General features: G+C 58.8%; 23 protein-coding genes and 1 pseudogene. 10 read left to right on the plus strand and 14 right to left on the minus strand.

Features of this window, described 5'->3' with window-relative positions:
* The first annotated feature begins 81 nt into the window (after positions 1-81).
* Both FPT12_RS25335 and FPT12_RS25340 read left to right on the plus strand, forming a co-directional pair.
* Positions 82-1,749: an MFS transporter gene (locus FPT12_RS25335; protein ID WP_145021647.1), complete on the plus strand. Its 1,668-nt coding sequence runs from the start codon at positions 82-84 to the stop codon at positions 1,747-1,749.
* Complete coding sequence (locus tag FPT12_RS25340; protein ID WP_145021649.1) at positions 1,746-2,897, plus strand: HlyD family secretion protein; 1,152 nt, start codon at positions 1,746-1,748, stop codon at positions 2,895-2,897. The genes FPT12_RS25335 and FPT12_RS25340 overlap by 4 nt, the downstream gene beginning before the upstream one ends.
* A gap of 30 nt (positions 2,898-2,927) precedes the next feature.
* Here FPT12_RS25340 and copD read toward each other — a convergent pair whose 3' ends face one another.
* Complete coding sequence (copD, locus tag FPT12_RS25345; protein WP_145021652.1) at positions 2,928-3,806, minus strand: copper homeostasis membrane protein CopD; 879 nt, start codon at positions 3,804-3,806, stop codon at positions 2,928-2,930.
* Between the two features lie 3 nt (positions 3,807-3,809).
* Positions 3,810-4,175 (minus strand): copper homeostasis periplasmic binding protein CopC, encoded by a 366-nt coding sequence (copC, locus tag FPT12_RS25350; RefSeq protein WP_145021655.1) that lies wholly within the window; start codon positions 4,173-4,175, stop codon positions 3,810-3,812.
* Between the two features lie 125 nt (positions 4,176-4,300).
* Here copC and FPT12_RS25355 point away from each other — a divergent pair, with 125 nt between their 5' ends.
* The gene (locus FPT12_RS25355; RefSeq protein WP_145021658.1) at positions 4,301-4,921 is read left to right on the plus strand and encodes a TetR/AcrR family transcriptional regulator; all 621 of its coding nucleotides are present in this window, start codon (positions 4,301-4,303) and stop codon (positions 4,919-4,921) included.
* Between the two features lie 125 nt (positions 4,922-5,046).
* Here the strand turns inward: FPT12_RS25355 and preA are convergent, their stop codons facing one another.
* The 3 genes from preA to hydA form a co-directional block, all read right to left on the minus strand.
* The gene (gene preA / locus FPT12_RS25360; protein ID WP_145021661.1) at positions 5,047-6,321 is read right to left on the minus strand and encodes an NAD-dependent dihydropyrimidine dehydrogenase subunit PreA; all 1,275 of its coding nucleotides are present in this window, start codon (positions 6,319-6,321) and stop codon (positions 5,047-5,049) included.
* Positions 6,322-7,689 (minus strand): NAD(P)-dependent oxidoreductase, encoded by a 1,368-nt coding sequence (locus FPT12_RS25365; RefSeq protein WP_145021664.1) that lies wholly within the window; start codon positions 7,687-7,689, stop codon positions 6,322-6,324.
* A gap of 158 nt (positions 7,690-7,847) precedes the next feature.
* A complete protein-coding gene (hydA, locus tag FPT12_RS25370; RefSeq protein ID WP_145021667.1) occupies positions 7,848-9,287 on the minus strand; it encodes a dihydropyrimidinase in 1,440 nt (479 codons plus the stop codon).
* Positions 9,288-9,908: 621 nt separating this feature from the next.
* On the opposite strand from hydA, the gene FPT12_RS25375 reads away from it, so the two are divergent.
* Positions 9,909-11,396 carry an NCS1 family nucleobase:cation symporter-1 gene (locus tag FPT12_RS25375; RefSeq protein ID WP_145021670.1) on the plus strand — a complete coding sequence of 496 codons (1,488 nt, stop codon included), beginning with the start codon at positions 9,909-9,911 and terminating at the stop codon, positions 11,394-11,396.
* Positions 11,397-11,536: 140 nt separating this feature from the next.
* Positions 11,537-12,820, plus strand: coding sequence for a Zn-dependent hydrolase (locus tag FPT12_RS25385; protein WP_145021674.1), 1,284 nt, complete (start codon positions 11,537-11,539; stop codon positions 12,818-12,820).
* An 81-nt stretch (positions 12,821-12,901) separates the two neighbouring features.
* Here FPT12_RS25385 and FPT12_RS25390 read toward each other — a convergent pair whose 3' ends face one another.
* Together FPT12_RS25390 and FPT12_RS25395 are read right to left on the minus strand one after the other, a co-directional pair.
* On the minus strand, positions 12,902-13,315 hold the full coding sequence (locus tag FPT12_RS25390) for a DUF6691 family protein (protein WP_145021677.1): 414 nt from the start codon (positions 13,313-13,315) through the stop codon (positions 12,902-12,904).
* A 2-nt stretch (positions 13,316-13,317) separates the two neighbouring features.
* A complete protein-coding gene (locus tag FPT12_RS25395) occupies positions 13,318-13,752 on the minus strand; it encodes a YeeE/YedE family protein (protein WP_145021680.1) in 435 nt (144 codons plus the stop codon).
* Positions 13,753-13,971: 219 nt separating this feature from the next.
* Between FPT12_RS25395 and FPT12_RS25400 the strand changes: the two genes are divergently transcribed.
* A complete protein-coding gene (locus FPT12_RS25400) occupies positions 13,972-14,784 on the plus strand; it encodes a crotonase/enoyl-CoA hydratase family protein (RefSeq protein WP_145021685.1) in 813 nt (270 codons plus the stop codon).
* Between the two features lie 6 nt (positions 14,785-14,790).
* On the plus strand, positions 14,791-15,621 hold the full coding sequence (gene nudC, locus FPT12_RS25405) for an NAD(+) diphosphatase (RefSeq protein ID WP_145021687.1): 831 nt from the start codon (positions 14,791-14,793) through the stop codon (positions 15,619-15,621).
* Here nudC and FPT12_RS25410 read toward each other — a convergent pair.
* The 3 genes from FPT12_RS25410 to FPT12_RS25420 all read right to left on the minus strand — a co-directional run bounded on the left by FPT12_RS25410 (position 15,589) and on the right by FPT12_RS25420 (position 17,598).
* Positions 15,589-16,368 carry a TSUP family transporter gene (locus FPT12_RS25410; protein ID WP_145021689.1) on the minus strand — a complete coding sequence of 260 codons (780 nt, stop codon included), beginning with the start codon at positions 16,366-16,368 and terminating at the stop codon, positions 15,589-15,591. The two genes, nudC and FPT12_RS25410, sit on opposite strands and share 33 nt — an antisense overlap.
* 130 nt (positions 16,369-16,498) lie before the next feature.
* Positions 16,499-16,978, minus strand: a complete 480-nt coding sequence (locus FPT12_RS25415) for a nuclear transport factor 2 family protein (protein WP_145021694.1) — start codon at positions 16,976-16,978, stop codon at positions 16,499-16,501.
* Positions 16,979-17,034: 56 nt separating this feature from the next.
* Entirely contained in the window at positions 17,035-17,598 is a 564-nt protein-coding gene (locus FPT12_RS25420) for a TetR/AcrR family transcriptional regulator (RefSeq protein WP_145021697.1), read from the minus strand.
* 170 nt (positions 17,599-17,768) lie between these two features.
* Between FPT12_RS25420 and pssA the strand changes: the two genes are divergently transcribed.
* Positions 17,769-19,112 (plus strand): CDP-diacylglycerol--serine O-phosphatidyltransferase, encoded by a 1,344-nt coding sequence (gene pssA, locus FPT12_RS25425; RefSeq protein ID WP_145021700.1) that lies wholly within the window; start codon positions 17,769-17,771, stop codon positions 19,110-19,112.
* Between the two features lie 71 nt (positions 19,113-19,183).
* On the opposite strand, the gene FPT12_RS25430 is transcribed toward pssA, so the two are convergent.
* The 3 genes and pseudogenes from FPT12_RS25430 to FPT12_RS25440 form a co-directional block, all read right to left on the minus strand.
* Positions 19,184-20,773 (minus strand): ABC-F family ATPase, encoded by a 1,590-nt coding sequence (locus FPT12_RS25430; protein WP_145021703.1) that lies wholly within the window; start codon positions 20,771-20,773, stop codon positions 19,184-19,186.
* Between the two features lie 20 nt (positions 20,774-20,793).
* Positions 20,794-21,033, minus strand: a pseudogene (locus tag FPT12_RS28135) (site-specific integrase); the annotation flags it as partial.
* Positions 21,034-21,282: 249 nt separating this feature from the next.
* A complete protein-coding gene (locus FPT12_RS25440; protein WP_256676858.1) occupies positions 21,283-21,453 on the minus strand; it encodes a hypothetical protein in 171 nt (56 codons plus the stop codon).
* 167 nt (positions 21,454-21,620) lie between these two features.
* Between FPT12_RS25440 and FPT12_RS27765 the strand changes: the two genes are divergently transcribed.
* Positions 21,621-21,851, plus strand: a complete 231-nt coding sequence (locus tag FPT12_RS27765; protein ID WP_178098896.1) for a hypothetical protein — start codon at positions 21,621-21,623, stop codon at positions 21,849-21,851.
* 116 nt (positions 21,852-21,967) lie between these two features.
* On the opposite strand, the gene FPT12_RS25450 is transcribed toward FPT12_RS27765, so the two are convergent.
* On the minus strand, positions 21,968-22,429 hold the full coding sequence (locus FPT12_RS25450; protein WP_145021706.1) for a hypothetical protein: 462 nt from the start codon (positions 22,427-22,429) through the stop codon (positions 21,968-21,970).
* A gap of 336 nt (positions 22,430-22,765) precedes the next feature.
* Here FPT12_RS25450 and FPT12_RS25455 point away from each other — a divergent pair, with 336 nt between their 5' ends.
* On the plus strand, positions 22,766-22,957 hold the full coding sequence (locus tag FPT12_RS25455) for a hypothetical protein (RefSeq protein WP_145021709.1): 192 nt from the start codon (positions 22,766-22,768) through the stop codon (positions 22,955-22,957).
* Positions 22,958-22,979: the final 22 nt, after the last annotated feature.

The following is a 22,979-nucleotide window of genomic DNA, read 5'->3' on the forward strand; positions in this document are numbered from 1 at the left end:
TCAGTGGTTGCTGTGCGGCGAACTGGCAAGAAATCTCTGGCTCAGGTTTACTGCCTTCCATACCGATGACAGGGCCACGCAATGGATCACTACGCCCCGCGCAACTGGCAGCCCCACGAACGGCCAAGCTTGCCCGGTTCCCCCTCGACGCCTTTGCACCCCACGCCAAAGCGCTTGGCTTATGCGTTGGTCGGGTTGCTGGTGGCATTGACTGGTGGTTTGGGCAATGCGTTGGTGGTCGCCAATCTGCCTTACCTGCAAGGGGCGCTGGGGGCGACAACCGCCGAGATGGCCTGGCTGCCGGCGGCGTACGTGATGACCAACGTCTCGATGAACCTGCTGCTGGTGAAGTTTCGTCAGCAGTACGGCCTGCGGGCGTTCACCGAAGTGTTCCTGGTGCTGTATGCGCTGGTGACCTTCGGCCATTTGTTCGTCAACGACCTGAGTTCCGCGATTGCGGTGCGCGCCGCCCACGGCATGGTCGGCGCGGCGCTGAGCTCGTTGGGTTTGTATTACATGGTTCAGGCTTTCCCGGCGAAGTGGCGCATGAAGGCGCTGGTGCTGGGCCTGGGTACCTCGCAACTGGCGTTGCCATTGGCCCGGCTGTTTTCCGAAGACCTGTTGCAGATCGCTGAATGGCGTGGGCTCTATCTGTTTGAACTGGGCATGGCGCTGACCTCATTGGGCTGTGTGTTCATGCTCAAGTTGCCACCGGGCGACCGCTTCAGAACCTTCGAAAAACTCGATTTCCTGACCTTCGCCTTGCTGGCGGGTGGGGTGGCGCTGCTCTGTGCGGTGTTGTCGTTGGGCCGTATCGATTGGTGGCTCGAAGCACCGTGGATCGGCGTCGCCTCCGCCGGCTCGATCGTGTTGATCATGGCCGGTCTGGCCATCGAACATAACCGCAGTAACCCGATGCTGATGACCCGCTGGTTGGGCAGTGGGGTGATGATTCGCCTGGCATTGGCGGTGATTCTCATCCGTATGGTGCTCACCGAACAGTCCACCGGGGCCGTGGGTTTGCTGCAAACCCTGAACCTGGGCAGCCAGCAGATGCACAGCCTTTACGTGGTGATGCTAGTGGGTAGTGTCGCTGGCCTTGCCACCAGCGCGCTGACGATCAATCCTTCGCACCTGTTGATGCCGTTGATCATTTCCCTGGGGCTGATGGCCACAGGTTCCGTTATGGACAGTTTCTCGACCAACCTGACACGCCCGGAGAACATGTACCTCAGCCAGTTTCTGCTGGCCTTTGGCGGGACGTTTTTCCTCGGCCCGACCATGGTGCTTGGCACCCGCAACGTGTTGACCAATCCGCGCAATCTGGTGAGTTTTTCTGTGCTGTTCGGGATTTGCCAGAACCTCGGCGGCCTGATTGGCGCGGCGCTGTTGGGAACGTTCCAGATCGCCCGGGAAAAATTCCATTCCAGCCATATCGTCGAGCGCCTGACCCTGATCGACCCGCAAGTGCTCAGCCGTGTGCAAGGCAGCAGCGCGAGTTATGTGTCGAGTATCGCCGACCCGTCGGCCCGCACTACCCAGGGCATTCGTAGCTTGGCTGCGGCTGCGACCCGGGAGGCGAATGTCATGGCCTACAACGACGTGTTCATGCTGATCGCGGTGATCGCAATGCTGACCATGCTCTGGATCTTCATTCGCAGCCTGTGGCTGCTGAGCACGACCAAGGCTGTCGCTTCCGCGCCGGCCAGTCCGACTTCCGTTCCTTCCAGCGGTGCCTCTTCTTCATGACCGACCCGATCACCACAACCACCAACGCCATCGCCTCGACTCCCGAGGGCGTGGCACCGCCTAAAACTTCTGGTACCGAGCCGCGTTCGTTGCCGGTGCGGATCATTTCGTCGCTGGGCTTTGCCGCGATAGCCATCGTCGGGGTGCTGATCGTGCTGTATGCCTGGCAGTTGCCGCCGTTCGGCAGCGCCATCGAAAGCACTGAAAATGCGCTGGTTCGCGGCCAGGTGACGATCATCGGCCCGCAACTCAGCGGCTATGTGTTTGAGGTGCCGGTGCAGGACTTCCAGTTCGTCAAGACCGGCGACCTGTTGGTGCGACTGGATGACCGGATCTACAAGCAGCATCTGGATCAGTCGTTGGCACAACTGGCGGTGCAGAAAGCCGCGTTGGCCAATGCGGTGCAGCAACGCAACAGCGCCGAGGCGACCATCAAGCTGCGTCAGGCGGCGCTGACCGACAGCCAGGCCCAGGCGCAAAAAAGCGCGGCGGACTTGCGGCGTAACGAAGCGTTGATCAGCGACGGCTCGGTCTCCAAGCGCGATCTGGACGTGACCCGTGCCGCTAATGCGCAAACCATCGCTGCGGTGGCTCAGGCCCAGGCGAGTCTGGAAATCGCCCGGCAGGACCTGCAAACGGTGATCGTCAATCGAGGTTCGCTGGAGGCGGCGGTGGCCAGCGCCGAAGCGGCGGTTGAGCTGGCGCGGATCGATCTGTCGAACACCCGCGTGGTCGCCCCGCAGGACGGTCAGCTCGGGCAGATCGGCGTGCGCCTTGGTGCCTACGTCAACTCCGGCGCGCAGTTGATGGCACTGGTGCCGAGTCAGTTGTGGGTGATCGCCAACATGAAAGAAACCCAGATGAACAACATCCATGTCGGCCAGCCGGTTACCTTCACCGTCGACGCCCTGAACCACCAGAAATTTCACGGTCGGGTGCAGCGTATTTCACCGGCTACCGGTTCCGAGTTCAGCCTGTTGCAAGCCGACAACGCCACCGGCAACTTCGTCAAAATCGCCCAACGCGTGCCGGTGCGCATCACCGTCGACGCGAACCAGGCGCAAAGCGAACGCCTGCGGCCCGGCATGTCGGTGGTGGTGAGTATCGATACGTCCGGGCAAGGCGATGCTGTCGCTGACAATCTGTAGGTGCCACTGATCGTTCCCATGCGGGAACGATCAGTTACCGGCCACCATCGGTGGCAATGTTCCGAGCAGGGAAACCGCCGCGACGGCCGCTACCCCTAACAACCACTCCAGCATCACGCTGGTGCGCAGCGCCGAGAGGCGTTGCTCGCAGTGTTTGATTTTCAAGCGATTGAACAGCGCGAGGCCAAGCATTGCGCTGACCAACAGCACCTTGATCAACAGAATCAGCGCGAACCCGGACAGCAGCGGTGTCGGCCAGAAGGCCCCGGTCAACACCCGGACGTTGATCAGGCCGGTCACCAGCAAACCTGCTACCAGCCCATAACCGATCCCGCTGAAGCGTTGCAGTATCACTCCGACAGCGTGGGTCGTCGGTCGCCGCAGAATCATCATCAGCAGCATCAGTCCACCCAGCCAGGCACCGACGCAGATCAGGTGAATCACTTGATTGAGGATCAGCAACTGGCCACTCAGGCCATCGAGCATCGCGCCATGACCGACCGGGGCGAGGGTCATCAGCAGCAGGCTGCTCAGGAGCATACGCAGTGCAAACCAATTGTTCAGCGGGCTCAGCAGGCAGACCAGCAGCAGCCCGTTGAACAGCAGATGCCAACGCCAGACCTGTCCGAAGAAGGTGTTGCTCAACACCAGTTGCACGGTTGGCCAATCAAACGCTGCCGACAGCGAGCCGGCCATGCTGGCGGTGATCAACAGCAGCCAGCAAACCCCGGTGAAAAAGGCGAACCCGGCGAGCAGCCGACTCAGCCTGGCGAGGCGTTGATCGAGTGTTGCAAGTGCTTGGGTCAGCGGTTCGTGGCGCAACAGCAGGGGCCTGAACAGACAGGCCCCAAACAGCATCAGCACGACGGTGAAATGCAGGAAGCGGCACAGGACCAGCGCGCTCGACATCGATTACTGACTCACCTTGAAGCTGTAGTTGCCAGCGCTTTTATGGGTGTCGACCGACACTGCATGCCATTCGACCTTGTAGTTACCGGCGCTCAGAGGGGCGGCGGGCGTGACGACCAGGGTCTTTTTATCGGCGCTTTCGGTGGCGATGCTTTTCACGGCAACGGCTACGCCATCCTTGCTGATATCGACTTTGGTGAAACTGGCTTCAACCCCTTCGGAGAACACCAGGCGCAATTCGGCGGGTGCGGCAACGCTGCTGTCGGCGGCCGGCGTCGAGCTTTTCAGGTGGGCGTGAGCAAACACCGAGGAGGCGGCGAACAGCGAGCCGAGCAGGGCAGTCACAGTCAGGGCTTTTTTCAGCAACATGGGTCAGCACCTATCAGGCAGATTGGAAGATGCGACAGTTTACCTATGCCTCGCACCCTGTACGACGTTTCGTTTCGCAGGTGGCGAATGCTAGTCTTGATCCATGTCGCTGTCAGGGAGCCCTTATGGGCAATCACAAAATCGAGATCCGCCGCAGTAACGTCGAGAAAATCCTCCTGGCCGCCGAAAAGGTCTTCGCCGAGAAAGGTTTTGGCAGCACCGCGATGGCCGACATCGCTAAAGAAGTGCAACTGCCGCGCTCCAATCTGCACTACTACTTCAGCACCAAGACTGAGCTGTACAGCGCGGTGCTGTTCGATTTGCTGGAAGTCTGGAAGCAGGACGCGCTGTGCTTCGAGATGTTCGATGACCCGCGGGTGGTGCTCAGCAGTTACATCCGCGCGAAGATGAACCATTCCCGCAGCCGGCCTTACGGCTCGAAAGTCTGGGCCAATGAAATCATCCACGGTGCGCCGACATTGGGTGAGGCGCTGGACGTCAGCCTGTACGACTGGGCCAAGATGAAGGAAGCGAAAATTCGCCAATGGGTGGAGGACAAACGCATCCTGCCGGTGGAGCCTTCAAGCCTGCTGTACATGATTTGGGCCTCGACCCAGCATTACGCCGACTTCGATCACCAGATCAACATCCTCAACGACCATCAACCGCTGTCGGACATGCAGTTCGAACGCGCGGTGCAGACCGTGACCAGCGTGATTCTGCGCGGGATCGGGTTGGAGCCGTAAGGTTTGCGATGTGGCTGCCGTCCTCATCGCGAGCAGGCTCGCTCCCACATGGGTTTTGTGAACAATGGAGATCCACTGTGGGAGCGAGCCTGCTCGCGATGGCGTCTGATCAGGCGACGCGGATCTCAACCCGCGACGTGATAGGGATTCCTCGGATCATGATCCCAGTCCAGAAACGGTTTCCCGTTATCGACCGGCACCATCGCGATGCAGTCCTGCACCGGGCAGGTGATCTGGCACAGGTTGCAGCCCACGCACTCGTCATTGATCACTTCATACTTATGGGTGCCATCCGGTTGTTTCAGGCTGGCGATGGCCTGGTGCGAAGTGTCTTCGCAGGCAATGTGGCAACGGCCGCAACCAATGCAGGCCTGCTGGTCGATCTTGGCGATCACCTGATAGTTGATGTCCAGGTATTTCCAGTCCGTGGTATTGCCCACTGCACGCCCGGAAAAATCCTGCACGCTTGAGTAGCCTTGGCTGTCCATCCAGCGGGACAATCCATCCTTCATCTCCTCGACGATCCGAAAGCCATGCAGCATCGCCGCCGTGCACACCTGCACTGCGCCACTGCCCAAGGCCATGAATTCAGCCGCGTCACGCCAACTGCCAATGCCGCCGATGCCACAAATTGGCAGGCCCTGGGTCTGCGGGTCGCGGGCAATTTCGGCGACCATGTTCAATGCAATCGGTTTGACCGCTGAGCCGCAGTAACCACCGTGGGTGCTTTGGCTGCCGACCATCGGATGCGCGACCATGCGATCCAGGTCGATGCTGGTGATCGAGTTGATGGTGTTGATCAGCGACACCGCATCGGCGCCGCCACGGTGGGCCGCTCGGGCGGCGACGCGGATGTCGGTGATGTTTGGCGTGAGCTTGACGATCACCGGCAGCGAGCACCAGGTCTTGCACCAGCGAGTGACTTGTTCGACGTATTCCGGCACCTGGCCCACCGCTGCGCCCATGCCACGTTCCGGCATGCCGTGAGGGCAGCCGAAGTTCAGTTCGATACCATCGGCGCCCGTGGCTTCTACCAGCGGCAAGATGTTTTTCCACGACTCCTCGACGCAGGGCACCATCAGCGACACGATCAAGGCGCGATCCGGCCAGTCCTTTTTGACCTGGGTGATTTCTCGCAGATTGATTTCCAGCGAGCGGTCGGTAATCAGCTCAATGTTGTTGATGCCCATGACTTCACGGTTGGCGCCAAAATGCGCGGAGTAACGCGATGAGACGTTGACCGCCGCCGGGTCTTCACCCAGGGTTTTCCAGACCACGCCACCCCAGCCGGCTTCGAACGCACGGACCACGTTGTAAGCCTTGTCGGTGGGCGGCGCGGAGGCCAGCCAGAATGGGTTAGGCGCTTTGATGCCGGCGAAGACAATCGAGAGATCGGCCATTTACGCAGCCTCCACGTTGAGCATGAGTTGGGCATGGATCGCTTCAGCTGCGAGTTTTCCGTGCTGCACAGCCTGCACGGTGAGGTCCTGATCGAGGCTGGTGCAATCACCACCGGCATAGACGCCGGGAATGCTGGTGCGCATTTGCTCGTCGACCTGAATCCGCTCGCCCTGGAGTTTCAGCTCGCGGGCCAGCGGATCGCTCAGCGCGCTGTCGTCGAATCGTTGGCCGATGGCTTTGAAGATCGCATCGGCGGCCAGCTCGAAGGTTTCCCCGGTGCTGATCAGCCGGCCATTTTCCATACGTGTACGGGCGAAACGCATGCCGCGCACCTGGCCTTTATCATCGAGCAAGACTTCTTGCGGTTGCGCCCAGGTCATCAGCCGTACCTGATTGGCCTTGGCGATGTCCTGCTCATGACCGGTCGCGCCCATGTCCTCAAGACCACGGCGGTACACCAGATTTACGTCATGCGCACCGAGGCGGGCCATTTGCACGGCCATGTCGATTGCCGTGTTACCGGCGCCGAGGACAATGCAACGATCGGCCAGCGGCAATTGGCTCAGGTCATTGGCCTGGCGCAGTTCGCGAATGTAATCGGTAGCGGCCAGCAGCCCTGGGGCGTCTTCGTCAGCCAGCCTCAGCTGTTTGCTGGCGGCCAGGCCAAGACCGAGGAATACCGCGTCAAACTGCTGATGCAGTTCGCTGAGGCTCAGGTTCTCGCCGAGTTTTTGCCCGTGGCGGATTTCGATGCCACCGATTTCCAGCAGGAAATCCAGCTCATGCTGGGCAAAATCATCCACCAGTTTGTATTTGGCGATCCCGTACTCATTAAGGCCACCGGCCTTTTCCCGCGCCTCGAAAATCACCACCTCGTGGCCATGCATGGCGCTGCGGTGTGCACAGGACAAACCGGCAGGCCCGGCACCGACCACAGCAATCCGTTTGCCGGTGGCCGTTGCGCGTTGGAACGGGTGTTCGCTGAAGTGTGCGTTGTCGATGGCATAGCGCTGCAACAGACCGATCAGTACCGGTGCGCATTCCTCGGCGTTGTTGCGCACGCAGGCGTGCTGGCAAAGGATTTCTGTCGGACAGACCCGGGCGCAACTGCCGCCCAGGATGTTCGCCGAGAGGATTGTTTGCGCGGCGCCCTGGACGTTCTCTTGATGGATGTTGCGAATGAACGACGGGATATCGATGTCGCTCGGGCACGCGTTGACGCAGGGCGCGTCGTAGCAATACAGGCAGCGCGAGGCTTCCAGATGTGCCTGACGGTCGTTGAGCGGCGGCGCCAGGTCGGTGAAGTGGCCGGCGAGGGTGGCCGCATCCTCGGCAGGGTGGGGCAAGTGGCTCAGAGTCTTGATCACGGTGTTGGCCTCACGGTTATTTGAGGTACTGCCTCTGATGGGCATTGTTTTTTTGTCAGTGATGACGCTATCGCGAGCAAGCTCGCTCCCACACTGGATCTCTAGCGTTCATAAACCCTGTGGGAGCGAGCTTGCTCGCGATAGGCCGAAGGCCGCTTTCAGCGTTTCACAGCAGTCGGCCTGTGCAACTCAGCCCGCTTGCTCAGCAAATCGAACACCGCCGGGTATGCCGGGCGTTCGATGTAGCGCCCCGCACCGCGTTCGGCGCGCAGGTCGCCGTCGGCCCAGACCACTTTCCCTTGGCTGATGGTGTGACTGGGCACGCCGCGTACGGTCTTGCCTTCAAAGATGTTGAAGTCGACGTTTTGGTGATGGGTCTTGGCAGAAATGGTCCGCGTACCTTGCGGGTCCCACAGCACCAGGTCGGCATCGGCGCCGACGCGGATCGAGCCTTTGCGCGGATAGAGGTTGAAGATTTTTGCGGTATTGGTGGAGGTCAGCGCGACAAAATCCTGCATCGACAGGCGTCCGGTGTTGACCCCTTCATCCCAGAGCACCGCCATGCGATCTTCGATACCGGCCGTGCCGTTGGGGATCTTGCTGAAGTCGTTACGGCCAGCGGCTTTCTGTTCGGCACAGAAACAGCAGTGGTCGGTGGCGGTGGTGTGCAGGTTGCCCGATTGCAGGCCATGCCAAAGTGCTTCCTGGTGGCCACGAGGACGGAAGGGCGGGCTCATCACGTAACCGGCAGCGGTTTGCCAGTCCGGGTGCTGGTAGACGCTGTCATCCAGCAGCAGATGCCCGGCCAGGACTTCGCCGTAGACCGGTTGACCCTTACTGCGGGCATAGGTGATTTCATCCAGCGCCTCCTTGGTCGAGACGTGGACCAGGTACAGCGGTGTGCCAAGGGTTTCAGCGATACGGATCGCCCGGCTCGCAGCTTCGCCTTCAACCTGGGACGGCCGCGACAGCGGATGCGCTTCAGGCCCGGTGATACCCTGGGCCATCAACTTGCGCTGCAGGTGATAGACCAGTTCGCCGTTTTCCGCGTGCACGGTCGGCACGGCACCGAGCTCCAGGCAGCGCTCGAAACTGGCGACCAGCGTGTCGTCGGCCGCCATGATCGCGTTTTTGTACGCCATGAAATGCTTGAAGCTGTTGACCCCGTGATGGCTGACCAGCTCGGCCATTTCTTCGCGAACCTGGTCGCTCCACCAGGTGATGGCAACGTGAAAGCCATAGTCGGAGGCTGATTTTTCAGCCCAGCCACGCCACTGATGGAAAGCTTCCAGCAGCGATTGCTGCGGATTGGGAATCACGAAGTCGATGATCGAGGTGGTGCCACCCGCCAGACCCGCCGCCGTGCCGCTGAAGAAGTCTTCGCTGGCCACGGTGCCCATGAAGGGCAGTTGCATGTGCGTGTGCGGGTCGATGCCGCCGGGCATCAGGTATTGGCCGCTGCCGTCGAGCACTTTGCAGCCGGCGGGAGTATCGAGGTTGTTGCCGATGGCATTGATCACGCCGTCGGCGCACAAGACATCGGCGCGATAACTTTCATCATGGGTAATAACGGTGGCGCCACGGATCAACAGAGACATTCCGAGTTCCTCGCAGGCTTGACTGGCTTATGCCGGTTCTAAGTGTTTTATATGTAGCAGGCTAAGGAAGTTGTATTCCTGTCAGCACTGTCAGGAATAAACGCTAGCTGGAGATATCGGATTGGGCAAGAATATTTTTTATAAGCTTATATCGTGATTAACTTATTGAAATTAAACGAATAAAAGTACAAATAACCAAAATGGTGAGGCGTCTCACCATTTTGACGCACTTGACAGGATCGAAATATGGTCAAGATTTCCTATGTGAAATCAGCTATTTGAGGTGCGCCTGTGGCTGACAGAAAAAATACAAAATAAATGTAACGCACCAGATTGAGTCCTGACGGCTCGGACAACTTGCCTGGCATTTTGCCTGAGTGCCCAGGCAAGTCTTCGCGGGCTCGATTGTTGTTTAAATAAAACTGATGAACATCAGTTGTTTACATGGATTTTACCGACGCGCAAAGGTCGTCAGCAAAGCATCCGGCATGCTTATTGATTGCCGCCGCTGACACCTTGGCCGGTCGGTAAAAGTCGTAAGTTCTCCGGCCATCGTCCGGCTCGTGGTTTATCCGCAGGCCAGCCCGATGAGCAAAATAATCAAAAAACAGTGGAGCGGCCATGCAACAGAACAGATCGCACGTCACCGAGCGCGAAGGGTTGTACGAACTGGACGCCGGCAGCGACGTCCTCGACAGCCCCCGGTACAACCACGACATTGCACCGACCAAGGTGCACGAACGAACCTGGAACAAATGGCACATCACCGCGTTGTGGATCGGCATGTCGGTGTGCGTGCCGACCTACACCCTCGGCGGGGTGCTTACCGCGTACTTTGGCCTGACCGTTGGCGAGGCGCTGCTGGCGATTCTGCTGGCCAACGTCATTGTGCTGATTCCACTGACCCTCAACGCCTTTGCGGGCACCAAGTACGGGATTCCGTTTCCGGTGTTGCTGCGCTCCTCGTTCGGGGTGATCGGTTCCAACGTGCCGTGCCTGATTCGCGCGCTGGTGGCCTGCGGCTGGTTCGGTATCCAGACGATGTTTGGCGGGCTGGCGATTCACCTGTTTCTCGGCTCGGTTTTCGAGGGCTGGAAATCCCTCGGGGGCACTGGCGAAGTGATCGGCTTCATGATGTTCTGGACGCTGAACTTGTGGGTGGTGATACGCGGTGCCGAGTCGATCAAATGGCTGGAAACGCTATCGGCACCGCTGTTGGTGGCGGTGGGGCTGGGCCTGCTGGCCTGGGCCATGCCGAATGTATCGCTGACCGAGTTGCTGGCAATCCCGGCCAAACGTCCTGAAGGCGCAAGCGTGACCGGTTACTTCCTGGCCGGGCTGACCGCGATGGTCGGATTCTGGGCGACCTTGTCGCTGAACATCCCGGACTTCAGCCGCTACGCCAAAAGTCAGAAAGACCAGATCCTCGGACAGATTTTCGGTTTGCCGCTAACCATGTTCCTGTTCGCTTCGCTCGGGGTGGTGATGACTGCCGCGTCGGCGAAGCTGGTGGGTGTGACCGTCTCTGATCCGGTCAGCCTGATCGGGCATATCCAGAGCCCGGTGTGGGTGGCGTTCGCCATGGCGCTGATCATTATTGCGACGCTGTCGACCAACACGGCCGCCAACATCGTTTCGCCGACCAACGACTTCCAGAACCTTGCGCCTAAACTCATCAGCCGCACCAAAGCGGTGATGTTGACCGGACTGGTAGGGTTGGCGCTGATGGGCCACGAACTGCTGAAGAAGCTTGGGCTGATCGTCTCCAATGTCAGCCTGGAAACGGTCTATTCCAACTGGTTACTCGGTTATTCGAGCCTGCTCGGACCGATCGCCGGGATCATGGTGGTGGACTATTTCCTGATCAAGAAGCAGCAACTGAACCTGGCTGGCCTGTACCGCGATGACGTGTACCCAGCGTGGAACTGGAACGGCTTCATCGCCTTCGGTGTGCCAGTGGTATTGACCTTGCTGTCGCTGGGCAGCGATGCCTTCAGTTGGTTCTACAGCTACGGCTGGTTCACCGGCTCGGCCCTTGGCGGGCTGATGTATTACGGGTTGTGCACGATGCGCAGCAGCGACACGGCTGTGGCCGATACCTCGATATAGGTAAAGGGTGATCGTTCCCATGCTCTGCGTGGGAATGCAGCCGGGGACGCTCTGCGTCCCAAGAGCGGACGCAGAGCGTCCAGAGATGAATTCCCACGCAGAGCATGGGAACTATAAAAATCAGCCTGAAGGAGATCACCATGAACGCTGCCGTAGACGTTCTGCAGTCCAGCCATCAGCACATCAACCGTGACCGGCTCTGGCAGTCGCTCATGGAGCTGGCCAAACTCGGTGCCACGGTCAAGGGCGGCGTCTGTCGCCTGGCCCTGACCGACCTTGATCGCCAGGCCCGCGATATTTTTGTCAGGTGGTGCGAGGAGGCGGGCTGCACGGTGAGCATCGACGCCGTCGGCAACATCTTCGCCCGCCGCGCCGGGCGCAATCCGCAACTGCCACCGGTGATGACCGGCAGCCATATCGACACTCAACCCACCGGCGGCAAGTTCGACGGCTGTTTCGGCGTGTTGGCCGGGGTCGAAGTGCTACGCACCCTCAACGACCTGGGCGTGGAAACCGAGGCACCGCTGGAAGTGGTGGTCTGGACCAATGAAGAAGGCTCGCGCTTCGCCCCGTGCATGATGGGCTCCGGGGTGTTTGCCGAAAAATTCACCCTTGAAGAAACCCTGGCCAAGACCGACGCCAGCGGCGTGACCGTGGGCGAGGCGCTGAATGCCATCGGCTATGCCGGCCCGCGCAAGGTCAGTGGCCACGCAGTCGGTGCCTACTTTGAGGCGCACATCGAGCAAGGCCCGATTCTGGAAGACGAACGCAAGACCATTGGCGTGGTGATGGGCGCGTTGGGACAGAAGTGGTTCGACCTGAAACTGCGCGGTGTTGAGGCTCACGCCGGGCCAACGCCGATGCATTTGCGCAAGGATGCATTGGTCGGTGCCGCCGCAATCGTCGCCGCCGTTAACCGTACCGCGCTTGGTCATCAACCTCACGCCTGTGGCACCGTCGGATGTCTGCAAGCCTATCCCGGCTCGCGTAACGTCATCCCCGGCGAAGTGCGCATGACCCTGGATTTCCGTCATCTTGAACCGGCGCGACTGGACTCGATGATCGCAGAAGTGCAGCAGGTGATCGACAGCACCTGCGATGAGCACGGTCTGACTTACGAACTGACGCCAACTGCCGACTTCCCGCCGCTGTATTTCGACAAGGACTGCGTCGAGGCTGTGCGCAGTGCGGCGCAAGGTCTTGGGCTGTCGCACATGGACATCGTCAGCGGGGCGGGGCATGACGCGATCTTCCTCGCCGAACTAGGGCCGGCAGGGATGATCTTCGTGCCGTGCGAGGGCGGCATCAGTCACAACGAAATCGAAAATGCCACACCGGATGACCTGGCGGCCGGTTGTGCGGTGTTGTTGCGGGCGATGCTGGCGGCTTCGGAGGCGATTGCCAGTGGTGAGCTGGTGGCCTGAAAGACCGACGTGCACCGGTGGACTGCATCAGTGCACGTTATCCCCCAGGTCCAGAGGCCCTGACCTAAGTGTTCGATGTGTTCAACGACGGGTCTGCAGGACGTTGAAAATGAGCATGCCCGCCAGCATAGCAATCACAAACACCCAGGCCTGCCAGTGCCCCGTGGGCAGCAGCACCAGTGCCGGGCCCGGGCACATACCGGCAATGCCCCAGCCGACGCCGAACAGCAGGCTGCCACCGATCAGGCGTCGATCCACTTCACGGTTTACCGGCAGTTGCATGGGTAAGCCCAGCAGGGATGTTTTCTGTTTCATGGCCCAGTGAAACGGCACCCACGCCACGGCAATGGCGCCGATCATGACCAGGGCCAGGGAAGGGTCCCAAAGTCCGGCAATGTCCAGAAACCCCAGCACTTTGGCCGGGTTGGTCATGCCCGACAGTAACAGGCCGATGCCGAACAGCAAGCCGGCAATAAACGCAGTCAGTTTGCGCATGTTCAATTTCCCAGCAGATGACGCAAGACGAACGCCGTCGTAAAACCGGTGAACATGAAGCACAGCGTGGCGATGACCGAACGCGGAGAAAGCCGTGAAACACCGCACACGCCATGACCACTGGTGCAGCCCGCGCCATAGCGGGTGCCGATGCCCACCAGCAGTCCGGCCACGATCAGGCCCAGGGTGCCGGTCTTGAACTCGATGCCAGGCTGTCCGAAGAACAGCATCCACAGCACAGGTGCCGCCAGCAATCCGAGGAGGAACAGGGCTTTTTCTCCCGAACCGGAATCTCTGGGCGCCAGCAGGCTGCCCAACAACCCGCTGATGCCTGCGACACGACCGCTGGCGACCACCCACAAACCGGCGGCAAGACCGATCAGCGCGCCTCCAGCCAACGCGGACCAAGGGGTGAAGTGAAGCGAATCGAACGTCATGACAACTCTCCGGGTGGGTAACGGGCGGCACTAAACCACTCTTTTTACCTTGAGCATAGGGTCGTTTATGGGACCAAGGGGAGGTAATCAACGGGACGTAGACGCCTGCAAGGTCTGCGAACGTTCAGTCCCGCTTTTGGCCGATGCACTGCCTACAGCCACGCGCGATGGCTTGTTATAGTTCAGACCTTATTTACTGCGCCAGCAAGGATCACTGCCATGTCCGAATACCAAGCCTTTCGCGTCGAACTGAGCGACAACATCGCCCATGTGCAGATTAATCGCCCGGAAAAGATCAACGCGATGAATGCGGTGTTCTGGACTGAAATCATCGAGATATTCCAGTGGGTCGACGACACCGATGAAGTCCGTGCGGTGGTGATCAGCGGTGCGGGCAAGCATTTTTCTTCGGGCATCGACCTGATGATGCTGGCTTCGGTGGCCAATGAAATGGGTAAGGACGCGGGTCGCAATGCGCGCCTGTTACGGCGTAAGATTCTGGCGTTGCAAGCTTCGTTCAACGCTGTCGATAACTGCCGTAAACCGGTGCTGGCGGCGATTCAGGGCTATTGTCTGGGCGGTGCCATCGATCTGATTTCTGCCTGTGACATGCGTTACGCGGCAGAAGACGCGCAATTCTCGATCAAGGAAATCGACATGGGCATGGCCGCCGACGTTGGCACTTTGCAACGCTTGCCGCGGATCATCAGTGACGGCATGCTGCGCGAACTGGCATACACTGGTCGCACCTTTGGCGCGGAAGAGGCGCGCAGCATCGGCTTGGTCAACCGGGTCTACCCGGACACAACCAGCCTGCTGGACGGGGTGATGGGCATTGCCCGTGAAATTGCTGCCAAATCGCCGATTGCGATTGCCGGGACCAAAGAGATGATCAGCTACATGCGCGATCACAGCATCAACGATGGCCTGGAGTACATCGCTACCTGGAACGCCGCGATGCTGCAATCCACAGACCTGCGGATCGCCATGGCGGCGTCGATGAGCAAGCAGAAACCCGAATTTCTGGACTGAGCACACATGACTTCACGCTGGACCACTGCAGTACTCGACACCGACTTGCCCGGCGGCTGGGCCGTGGCCCGCAGCCCTGAAGGTTTTTTGTTCGACGATAATGGCGCGTTGTTTCCGCGGGAATGGCTGAAGCGTCAGGACCTGTCGATTCTCGCCGAGCACGGCATCGGTCATCTCGACGGTGAACCGGTGTATTTGCTGGAGCTCAAGGCTCACAGCGAGGTCGCGGGCTGCAACTGGAAAGGCTTGCGGGCGTTCATGCTCGATGGCGATCACACCGTCTACAAGGTGCTGGGGTATGCCGCGCAAGTCGGCACCTGGGCGCGGGAGCACCGGTTCTGCGGCAATTGCGGCCAGCGCATGACGCAGGTGCCGCGTGAGCGGGCGATGTATTGCGAACCCTGCGAACTGCGCTTTTATCCGCGGATTTCACCAAGCATGATCGTGTTGATCACCCGTGGCGACGAAATCCTGCTGGCGCGCTCGCCGCGCTTTGTCCCGGGTGTCTACAGCACCCTGGCGGGTTTTGCCGAGCCGGGTGAGTCGGCCGAGGACTGCCTGATTCGCGAAGTGCGCGAAGAGGTGCAGATCGAGGTCAGGAACATCCAGTACCTGGGCAGCCAGTGCTGGCCGTTCCCGCATTCGATGATGCTTGGGTTTCATGCCGAATACGCCAGTGGCGAGATCGTGCCGCAAGCTGACGAGATCGAAGACGCCCAGTGGTTCAACATTCATGCGCTGCCGCCGTTGCCGGCGGGGCGCTCGATTGCCCGCTACCTGATCGACATTTATGTGGCGCGACGCTTAGGTCATGCTGAACCAGTGCTGCCAGGCTAGACGCACGGTCAAGCCCAGCACCACGGTGATGAATACCGGGCGAATGAACTTCGCCCCACCGCTGATGGCGGTGCGGGCGCCGAAGAACGCGCCGACCATCACCGACAAGCCCATGCTCAGGCCGATGATCCAGTCCACTTGCCCGGAAAAGATGAACACTGACAGCGCCGCGATGTTGCTGACGAAGTTCATGCTGCGCGCCACGCCGCTGGCCTTGACCAGATCGATGGGGTAGAGCAACAGGCTGCTGACCGTCCAGAAGGCGCCAGTGCCGGGACCGGCCACGCCGTCGTAGAAACCGAGGCTGAAACCCTGGCTCGACTGCCACTTCTTCTTGATGGGTGCGTCGCTGTCCAGCGGTGCTTTCGGCGTGCCGCCAAACAGCAGATACACGCCACAGGCGAAGACGATCACCGGGAGCATCTTGTTCAGCCATTCAGCCGGCAGGTAGTGCGCAACGATTGCGCCGGTCAGTGCGCCGACCAGGGTTCCGATAATCGCGTGTACCCACTGCCGCGGGTGGAATAGCTTGCGTCGGTAGAAGGTGAAACTGGCGGTGGCCGAGCCGAAGGTCGAGCTGAGTTTGTTGGTGCCCAGTACCAGGTGCGGCGGCAAACCGGCAGTGAGCAACGCCGGGGTGGTCAGCAGACCGCCACCGCCGGCAATCGCATCAATGAAACCGGCAATGAACGCGACGATGGCCAAAATGGCCAGAGTGGTGAGGTCTACGCTGAGTTCGAAAGGCATGGGGTCGACTTATTCGGCGGGGCAGGGAGAGTAAAGCGGGGGGGCATCTTACTCATAACCGCCGCCCCCTGCGACCGCCCTAATACCCGGCATGATCGTTCCCACACAGCATGGGAACGATCATGCCGGGTTACAAGCCCAGGTCAGACAGGCCCGGATGCTCATCCGGGCGCCGGCCCAGCGGCCAGTGGAACTTGCGCTCGCTTTCCTTGATCGGCATGTCATTGATGCAAGCGTGACGGTTGGACATCAACCCATGCTCATCGAACTCCCAGTTTTCATTGCCATACGAGCGATACCAGTTGCCCGAATCGTCGTGCCATTCATAGGCGTAACGCACGGCGATACGGTTACCGGTGAAAGCCCAGAGCTCCTTGATCAGCCGGTAATCCAGTTCCTTGGCCCATTTGCGGGTCAGAAAAGCCTTGGCTTCCTCACGGTTGTTGGCGAACTCGGCGCGGTTACGCCATTTGGTGTCCAGGGTGTAGGCCAGGGATACCCGTTGTGGATCGCGGGAGTTCCAGCCGTCTTCGGCCAGGCGAATCTTTTCAATGGCCGACTCACGCGTGAATGGCGGAAGGGGCGGACGAACTTCGGCATTAGATGACATTTAAAGTCTCCAGGGAAAGTGAGTGTCACAACAGCCAGTTGATCGTGTTTGAACAGTTACAGGTCCAATAACTTTCGCGCCATGCATTGCGCATTATTGGCGGCACTGTGATCGCCCATGACAAGCGCAACAGTAATGGCGCCATCGATCAGGATCAGCAGCTGTTTGGCCAGCGCTTCCGGGTCGTGTACGCCATGTTCGGTACAGAGCTCGCGCACGTAGTCGAGCAGTTTCTGTTTGTGTTCTTTCGCGACCAGTCGCACCGGGTCTTGCGGATCGCCGGTTTCGCCGCTGGTATTGATAAAGGCACAGCCGCGAAAGCCTTCGCTGGCGAACCAGTCCTTGAGCACGGTGAACAGGTTGAGGAGTCGCTCGGCCGAGGTCGGGGCCTTGTTCACTTCGTTTTTGAACCAGTTCATCCAGCGAACATCGCGCCGCTGTAAGGCCGCGACAGTCAGTTCTTCCTTGTTGGCAAAGTAGCGGTAAATACTTTTTCTGGAGACGCCGGCGGTTTTCACCAGAAGATCCATGCCCGTGGCAGCAATGCCACTTTTATAGATCAACTTTTCGGTGACATCCAGAATGATGTCGCGTGTGTCGTTGTTAGTGATTTCGTTCATGTCGCGAAGAGTAGAACGATCGTTCTTCATTATCAAATATTTTTTGTGATTGAAATCTCACACGCCTTCGGCAGTGTCTACCGGGAATAAATGCCAAAGGCTGTGAAGACCCGAGCGAACGCATGGTGTAAGCTCGTGAGCTCTTCGGATTCGACCTTTTTGCGAGCCCTATGCCGTCGCTTTTCAAACGCTCTCTACTGCCCAAGCTGCGCAGTTTTCCGCTGACCGCCGATGCGGTCTCCATTCTTTCTGGTGCTGCCGAGTTCCGTCGTTGCCTGCTGGAGAAAATTGCCCAGGCGACACAGCGCATCTACATCGTCGCGCTTTACTTGCAACACGACGAAGCGGGACAGGAAATCCTCGATGCCTTGCACGCTGCCAAAGCTGCACGCCCGGAGCTGGACGTGGTGATGGTAGTTGACTGGCTACGGGCGCAGCGCGGTTTGATCGGTGCCGGCAAGCAACCGGGCAACTCAGCGTGGTATCAGCAGCAGACTCGCGAACACACCAGCGAAGTGCCGGTGTATGGCGTGCCGGTGCAAACCCGCGAACTGTTCGGTGTGTTGCACCTTAAAGGCTTCGTGATCGATGACTGCGTGATTTACAGCGGCGCCAGTCTGAATAACGTCTATCTGCACAAATTCGACAAATACCGTTACGACCGTTATCACGTGCTGCACAACCGGGCACTGGCCGATTCCATGCAACATCTGGTGCAGCACGGGTTGATTGCCTCCAAAGCCGTGCACCGTCTTGACGTGCCAAACCTGCCGACCACCCGCAGTCTGCGCAGCGACATCGGCGACCTGCGCAGCCGCCTCAAGCACGCGGTGTACGACACCACGGCGGGTACGCTGGACAAGGGTGGTCTGTCAGTCAGTCCGCTGCTCGGGGTCGGTAAAAACAACCCGTTGAGCCGGGTGATCTGTGAGTTGATTGCCTGCGCCCAGCATCAGCTGACTATTTGCACACCGTATTTCAACCTGCCGTTGCCAGTGACCCGTGAAATCAACCGGGCGCTGGCACGCGGGGTGAAGATCGACATTATTGTCGGCGACAAGACGGCCAACGACTTCTACATTCCGCCGAGCGAGCCGTTCAAGGTCATTGCCGCGTTACCGTATCTCTATGAAATCAGCCTGCGACGCTTCGCCAAGCGCCATCAGCGGGTGATCGACAGCGGTCAGTTGAACCTGCATCTGTGGCGCGACGGTGACAATACCTATCACCTCAAAGGCATGTGGGTCGACGAACGCTACACCTTGTTGACCGGCAACAACCTCAATCCGCGAGCCTTCCGCCTGGACCTGGAAAACGCGTTGCTGATCGACGACCCGAAAGGTGAGTTGCAGGAACCGCGCCGCAGTGAGCTGGCGGAGATTTTCCACAACACCCGCCGCATTGAACGCTATCAGCAGTTGGAAACCTTGCTCGAATACCCGCCGGCAGTGAGCAAGTTTCTGCGTCGGGTCAGCCGGGTGCGGATCGAGCGCTTGCTCTATCGCATCCTGTAGCCAAAAACACAAAAGCCCCGTCACATGGACGGGGCTTTGTTTTACGCTCGCAGCTTGAAGCTGAAGGCTACTTAGAACACTACGCCTTGGCTACGCAGGTAGTCATCGTAGGTGCCGCTGAAGTCGATCACGCCGCTTGGGCTCAGCTCGATGATTCGAGTGGCCAGCGACGATACGAACTCACGGTCGTGGCTGACGAAGATCAGTGTGCCCGGGTAGTTTTCCAGCGCCAGGTTCAGCGCTTCGATGGATTCCATGTCCAGGTGGTTGGTCGGTTCGTCCATCACCAGCACGTTCGGCTTTTGCAGGATCAGCTTGCCGAACAGCATGCGACCTTGCTCACCACCCGAGATAACCTTGACCGACTTGAGGATCTCGTCGTTGGAGAACAGCATCCGGCCCAGGGTGCCACGGACCAGTTGCTCGCCACCTTGAGTCCAGCGACCCATCCAGTCGAACAGGTTGGATTCGTCTTCGAAATCCGAAGCGTGGTCCTGAGCGTAGTAGCCGATTTCTGCGGCGTCGGTCCATTTCACACTACCGGCATCCGGGCTCAATTCGTTGACCAGGGTGCGCAGCAGAGTGGTTTTACCGATACCGTTCGGGCCGATGATCGCCACGCGCTCGCCGGCTTCAACGGTGAAGCTGAAGTCCTTGAACAGATTCTTGCCATCGAAGCCCTTGGCCATGCGCTCAACGATGACCGCTTGACGATGGAGCTTCTTGTTCTGCTCGAAACGGATGAACGGGCTCACGCGGCTCGAAGGCTTGACTTCGGCCAGCTGGATCTTGTCGATCTGCTTGGCACGGGAAGTAGCCTGCTTGGCTTTCGAGGCGTTGGCCGAGAAGCGGCTGACGAACGATTGCAGTTCCGAGATTTGCGCTTTCTTCTTGGCGTTGTCCGAGAGCAGTTGCTCGCGGGACTGGGTCGCCACGGTCATGTACTCGTCATAGTTGCCCGGGAACAGGCGCAGCTCGCCGTAGTCCAGGTCAGCCATGTGGGTGCAGACGCTGTTCAGGAAGTGTCTATCGTGGGAGATGATGATCATCAGGCTGCTGCGCTGGGTCAGCACGTTTTCCAGCCAGCGGATGGTGTTGATGTCCAGGTGGTTGGTTGGTTCGTCGAGCAGCAGCACTTCCGGATCGGAGAACAGTGCCTGAGCCAGCAGAACGCGGAGTTTCCAGCCCGGTGAAACTTCGCTCATCGGGCCGAAGTGTTGCTCGATGCCGATACCCAGGCCCAGCAGCAGTTCACCGGCACGCGATTCGGCGGTGTAACCGTCCATCTCGGCGAACTCGGTTTCCAGCTCGGCGACGGCCATGCCGTCCTCTTCGGTCATTTCCGGCAGCGAGTAGATGCGGTCGCGCTCGGCCTTGACCTTCCACAGCTCTTCGTGACCCATGATCACGGTGTCGATCACGGTGAATTCTTCGTAGGCGAACTGGTCCTGGCGCAACTTGCCCAGACGCACATTAGGCTCAAGCATGACCTGACCGCCGGACGGATCGAGGTCGCCACCGAGGATTTTCATGAAGGTCGACTTGCCGCAACCGTTGGCGCCGATCAGGCCGTAGCGGTTACCCGCACCAAATTTGACCGAAACGTTCTCGAATAACGGCTTGGCGCCGAACTGCATCGTGATATTTGCTGTAGAGATCAATTACCTTACCTTTCAATAGCTTAGGTTGCGCTTTTTAGAGCTGGGACCAATTTTGGACCAATTTGGAGTTTTTCCAGTTCACTCCAATCTGAGCTTGAGTTGATCCAACGCGCATAAGTAGACAGCAACATCTGCACGCTATGGCCGAGTTGCTGGGAAATGAATGCGGGGTTCATGCCAGACATAATGCATATTGTCGCATAGGTGTGACGACAGTTGTATGGCGGCCTGTGTCGCATCCCCAAGGCTTTCAGGGTCGGTTATCCCTTCCCTCAGCAGGTGCCATGTGACAATTCAGCTCTGCAACATAAATCGTCCATCCCGGCGGAATGATCAGAACCCAGTCAGCCCTATAGAAAAGTCGAGTGTGTTCGCGTGAGCGATTTCACCGATTGGTTGCAGATGCTGATCTGCGTGGTTGTTTTCGCTTGGTACTGCTGTCAAAAGTCAGAGCGACGGTAGTAATCAAATGTCCTCGCCGACGCTTTCGACCTCAAGCGGGTAGTCGCTCATGGCGCCACCTTCCGACCCCAGATGCAGACTGGTCCGTCCTCGGCGTCATGAATCGACAGGATGAACCAGCCTGGTTCGGTCGGGTGCGGGATCTCCCAAGCCGAGCAATCAACCTGACCGTCATTCATGTAAGCGTCGAATATATCGGCGTCGACATCGCTTTCCATGTGCGTGACCTTCGTTTCCACCTGGTTGCGCATGCACCAATTGTAATGCTGGCGCAGATGGCGGGCCGGGAGCTGGGGGCGCGGATGGTTGCTGAGCGAGGCCTATAGGTCTTCTGTGGGTACGGGGGAGTCCTACACTCTGCTGACACACCAATGAAGTGGCGGCCATGAATGTTGATGAGTTTGTGAAAAAGGTTTTCGAAATTGCGGATGAGCTTGAATATTGCGTTGAGCTGCGCCGCCCGGGCAGAAGCTTCTGCTTCAATAAAACCAGCGACAAGTGGCTGAGTAAACATCACATCCGGGCGCTGTTTCCGGCGATCCTTGATCCCGATTTCTCTGATCGGGATATTAGGCTCTGTACGAAAACTGCCTGCGTGTCGATCATGCTGCGTTAAAAACAGGCTCGGAATGCTCATTTACAACCCGTAAACTCCGCTTCCTCGCCTGTTTTTGCCTTGCCTGATCGCCACTCGGCGACTTTTCGTACAGACCCTGGCAAGCAGGAGGTGGGTCAGTGCACCACTGACGGTTGGGTAGCGACCGAGACGGTGAAGGTCACGACAAACAGCACGACGAGTGCCCAGAACATCACCATAACTGTCAGCATGACGACCTTCAGGCTTTGATAAAGCCAGCGGAACCAATGGCCTTCGGGTTTCGCTTCTGAGCGGGTTCTGAGTACGCCTTTCAAATAGAAGCCGAGGAGGGCCAGTAGTGCGCCATCAATGAACAGTGCAGGCAGGCCGGCTTCGGGGAAAATGCTTCCCCACCGATAGAATGACGACCGGCTCAGGAACACCACATAACAAATGAGGCTGCCGTAGGGGACGGCTCTCCACCATTTACCGGCCAGCGCTCCGACCATCAGGCACATAATCACCATGAACGGGTTGAGGAGAATATTGATCATCCACTCCAGTACGTTGGGGAAGTAGTCCGGGGAATGGATGCTGCGCCAGATGTGTTCAAGCATTGTTCAGGTTCCTGCCTTCTATGGAGTAAGTTCTGCTTCGGTGCTTCCGTGGCGCTGCACGGTATCGGCGTATTGTCGGGTTACATAAGTCCTGTTGTGTCAATTAGGGGCTGTACAGAGCCTAATGCCCATATTGAGAAAGTGGCTCCAGGTCGACCTTGCACGCATATGAAAATGCGGAAAATTTTGGAGCGACTGGAGCGACCGCCGGAGAAACTCACGACGGTCGTCCCTGATATTTCATATGGCGACATGGGAACCTCGCCGGTTGGCGTGAAGTGTGTCTGTGGGCTATCAGTGGAGGACTCGGTCTTTCACCGAGGCATGGAGGTGTGCATGAGCAGCAAGCCAACAAATGATGAGATTGCAAAGCTTGCAAAAATTACGGCGGACGAGGTGGGCGCCTATAAATGCCACGAAGAGCATCGATCGGATGGTTCATGGCTCATCGTATTTGGTGTTGAGATCCCACCATATCTTAGGGGTGAGCTTTCACGGGACTGTCATAAATTTTGTGTTCGGGCATAACATGTTGCAGAGGTGCATGTAT

This window comes from Pseudomonas sp. H3(2019) (genome assembly GCF_007713465.1).
In the GTDB taxonomy this organism is placed as follows: domain Bacteria; phylum Pseudomonadota; class Gammaproteobacteria; order Pseudomonadales; family Pseudomonadaceae; genus Aquipseudomonas.

What these genes read in the sequence shown, in the direction of transcription:
- FPT12_RS25390 (WP_145021677.1), bottom strand. Translation starts at nt 13,315, where the DNA reads ATGCGCAAACTGACTGCGTTTATTGCCGGCTTGCTGTTCGGCATCGGC.
- FPT12_RS25395 (WP_145021680.1), bottom strand. Translation starts at nt 13,752, where the DNA reads ATGACGTTCGATTCGCTTCACTTCACCCCTTGGTCCGCGTTGGCTGGA.
- FPT12_RS25440 (WP_256676858.1), bottom strand. Translation starts at nt 21,453, where the DNA reads ATGGAAAGCGATGTCGACGCCGATATATTCGACGCTTACATGAATGAC.
- FPT12_RS25455 (WP_145021709.1), top strand. Translation starts at nt 22,766, where the DNA reads ATGAGCAGCAAGCCAACAAATGATGAGATTGCAAAGCTTGCAAAAATT.
- nudC (WP_145021687.1), top strand. Translation starts at nt 14,791, where the DNA reads ATGACTTCACGCTGGACCACTGCAGTACTCGACACCGACTTGCCCGGC.
- copC (WP_145021655.1), bottom strand. Translation starts at nt 4,175, where the DNA reads ATGTTGCTGAAAAAAGCCCTGACTGTGACTGCCCTGCTCGGCTCGCTG.
- FPT12_RS25385 (WP_145021674.1), top strand. Translation starts at nt 11,537, where the DNA reads ATGAACGCTGCCGTAGACGTTCTGCAGTCCAGCCATCAGCACATCAAC.
- FPT12_RS25400 (WP_145021685.1), top strand. Translation starts at nt 13,972, where the DNA reads ATGTCCGAATACCAAGCCTTTCGCGTCGAACTGAGCGACAACATCGCC.
- FPT12_RS25415 (WP_145021694.1), bottom strand. Translation starts at nt 16,978, where the DNA reads ATGTCATCTAATGCCGAAGTTCGTCCGCCCCTTCCGCCATTCACGCGT.
- FPT12_RS25375 (WP_145021670.1), top strand. Translation starts at nt 9,909, where the DNA reads ATGCAACAGAACAGATCGCACGTCACCGAGCGCGAAGGGTTGTACGAA.
- copD (WP_145021652.1), bottom strand. Translation starts at nt 3,806, where the DNA reads ATGTCGAGCGCGCTGGTCCTGTGCCGCTTCCTGCATTTCACCGTCGTG.
- FPT12_RS25450 (WP_145021706.1), bottom strand. Translation starts at nt 22,429, where the DNA reads ATGCTTGAACACATCTGGCGCAGCATCCATTCCCCGGACTACTTCCCC.
- FPT12_RS27765 (WP_178098896.1), top strand. Translation starts at nt 21,621, where the DNA reads ATGAATGTTGATGAGTTTGTGAAAAAGGTTTTCGAAATTGCGGATGAG.
- FPT12_RS25355 (WP_145021658.1), top strand. Translation starts at nt 4,301, where the DNA reads ATGGGCAATCACAAAATCGAGATCCGCCGCAGTAACGTCGAGAAAATC.
- preA (WP_145021661.1), bottom strand. Translation starts at nt 6,321, where the DNA reads ATGGCCGATCTCTCGATTGTCTTCGCCGGCATCAAAGCGCCTAACCCA.
- FPT12_RS25340 (WP_145021649.1), top strand. Translation starts at nt 1,746, where the DNA reads ATGACCGACCCGATCACCACAACCACCAACGCCATCGCCTCGACTCCC.
- FPT12_RS25420 (WP_145021697.1), bottom strand. Translation starts at nt 17,598, where the DNA reads ATGAACGAAATCACTAACAACGACACACGCGACATCATTCTGGATGTC.
- FPT12_RS25410 (WP_145021689.1), bottom strand. Translation starts at nt 16,368, where the DNA reads ATGCCTTTCGAACTCAGCGTAGACCTCACCACTCTGGCCATTTTGGCC.
- pssA (WP_145021700.1), top strand. Translation starts at nt 17,769, where the DNA reads ATGCCGTCGCTTTTCAAACGCTCTCTACTGCCCAAGCTGCGCAGTTTT.
- hydA (WP_145021667.1), bottom strand. Translation starts at nt 9,287, where the DNA reads ATGTCTCTGTTGATCCGTGGCGCCACCGTTATTACCCATGATGAAAGT.
- FPT12_RS25335 (WP_145021647.1), top strand. Translation starts at nt 82, where the DNA reads ATGGATCACTACGCCCCGCGCAACTGGCAGCCCCACGAACGGCCAAGC.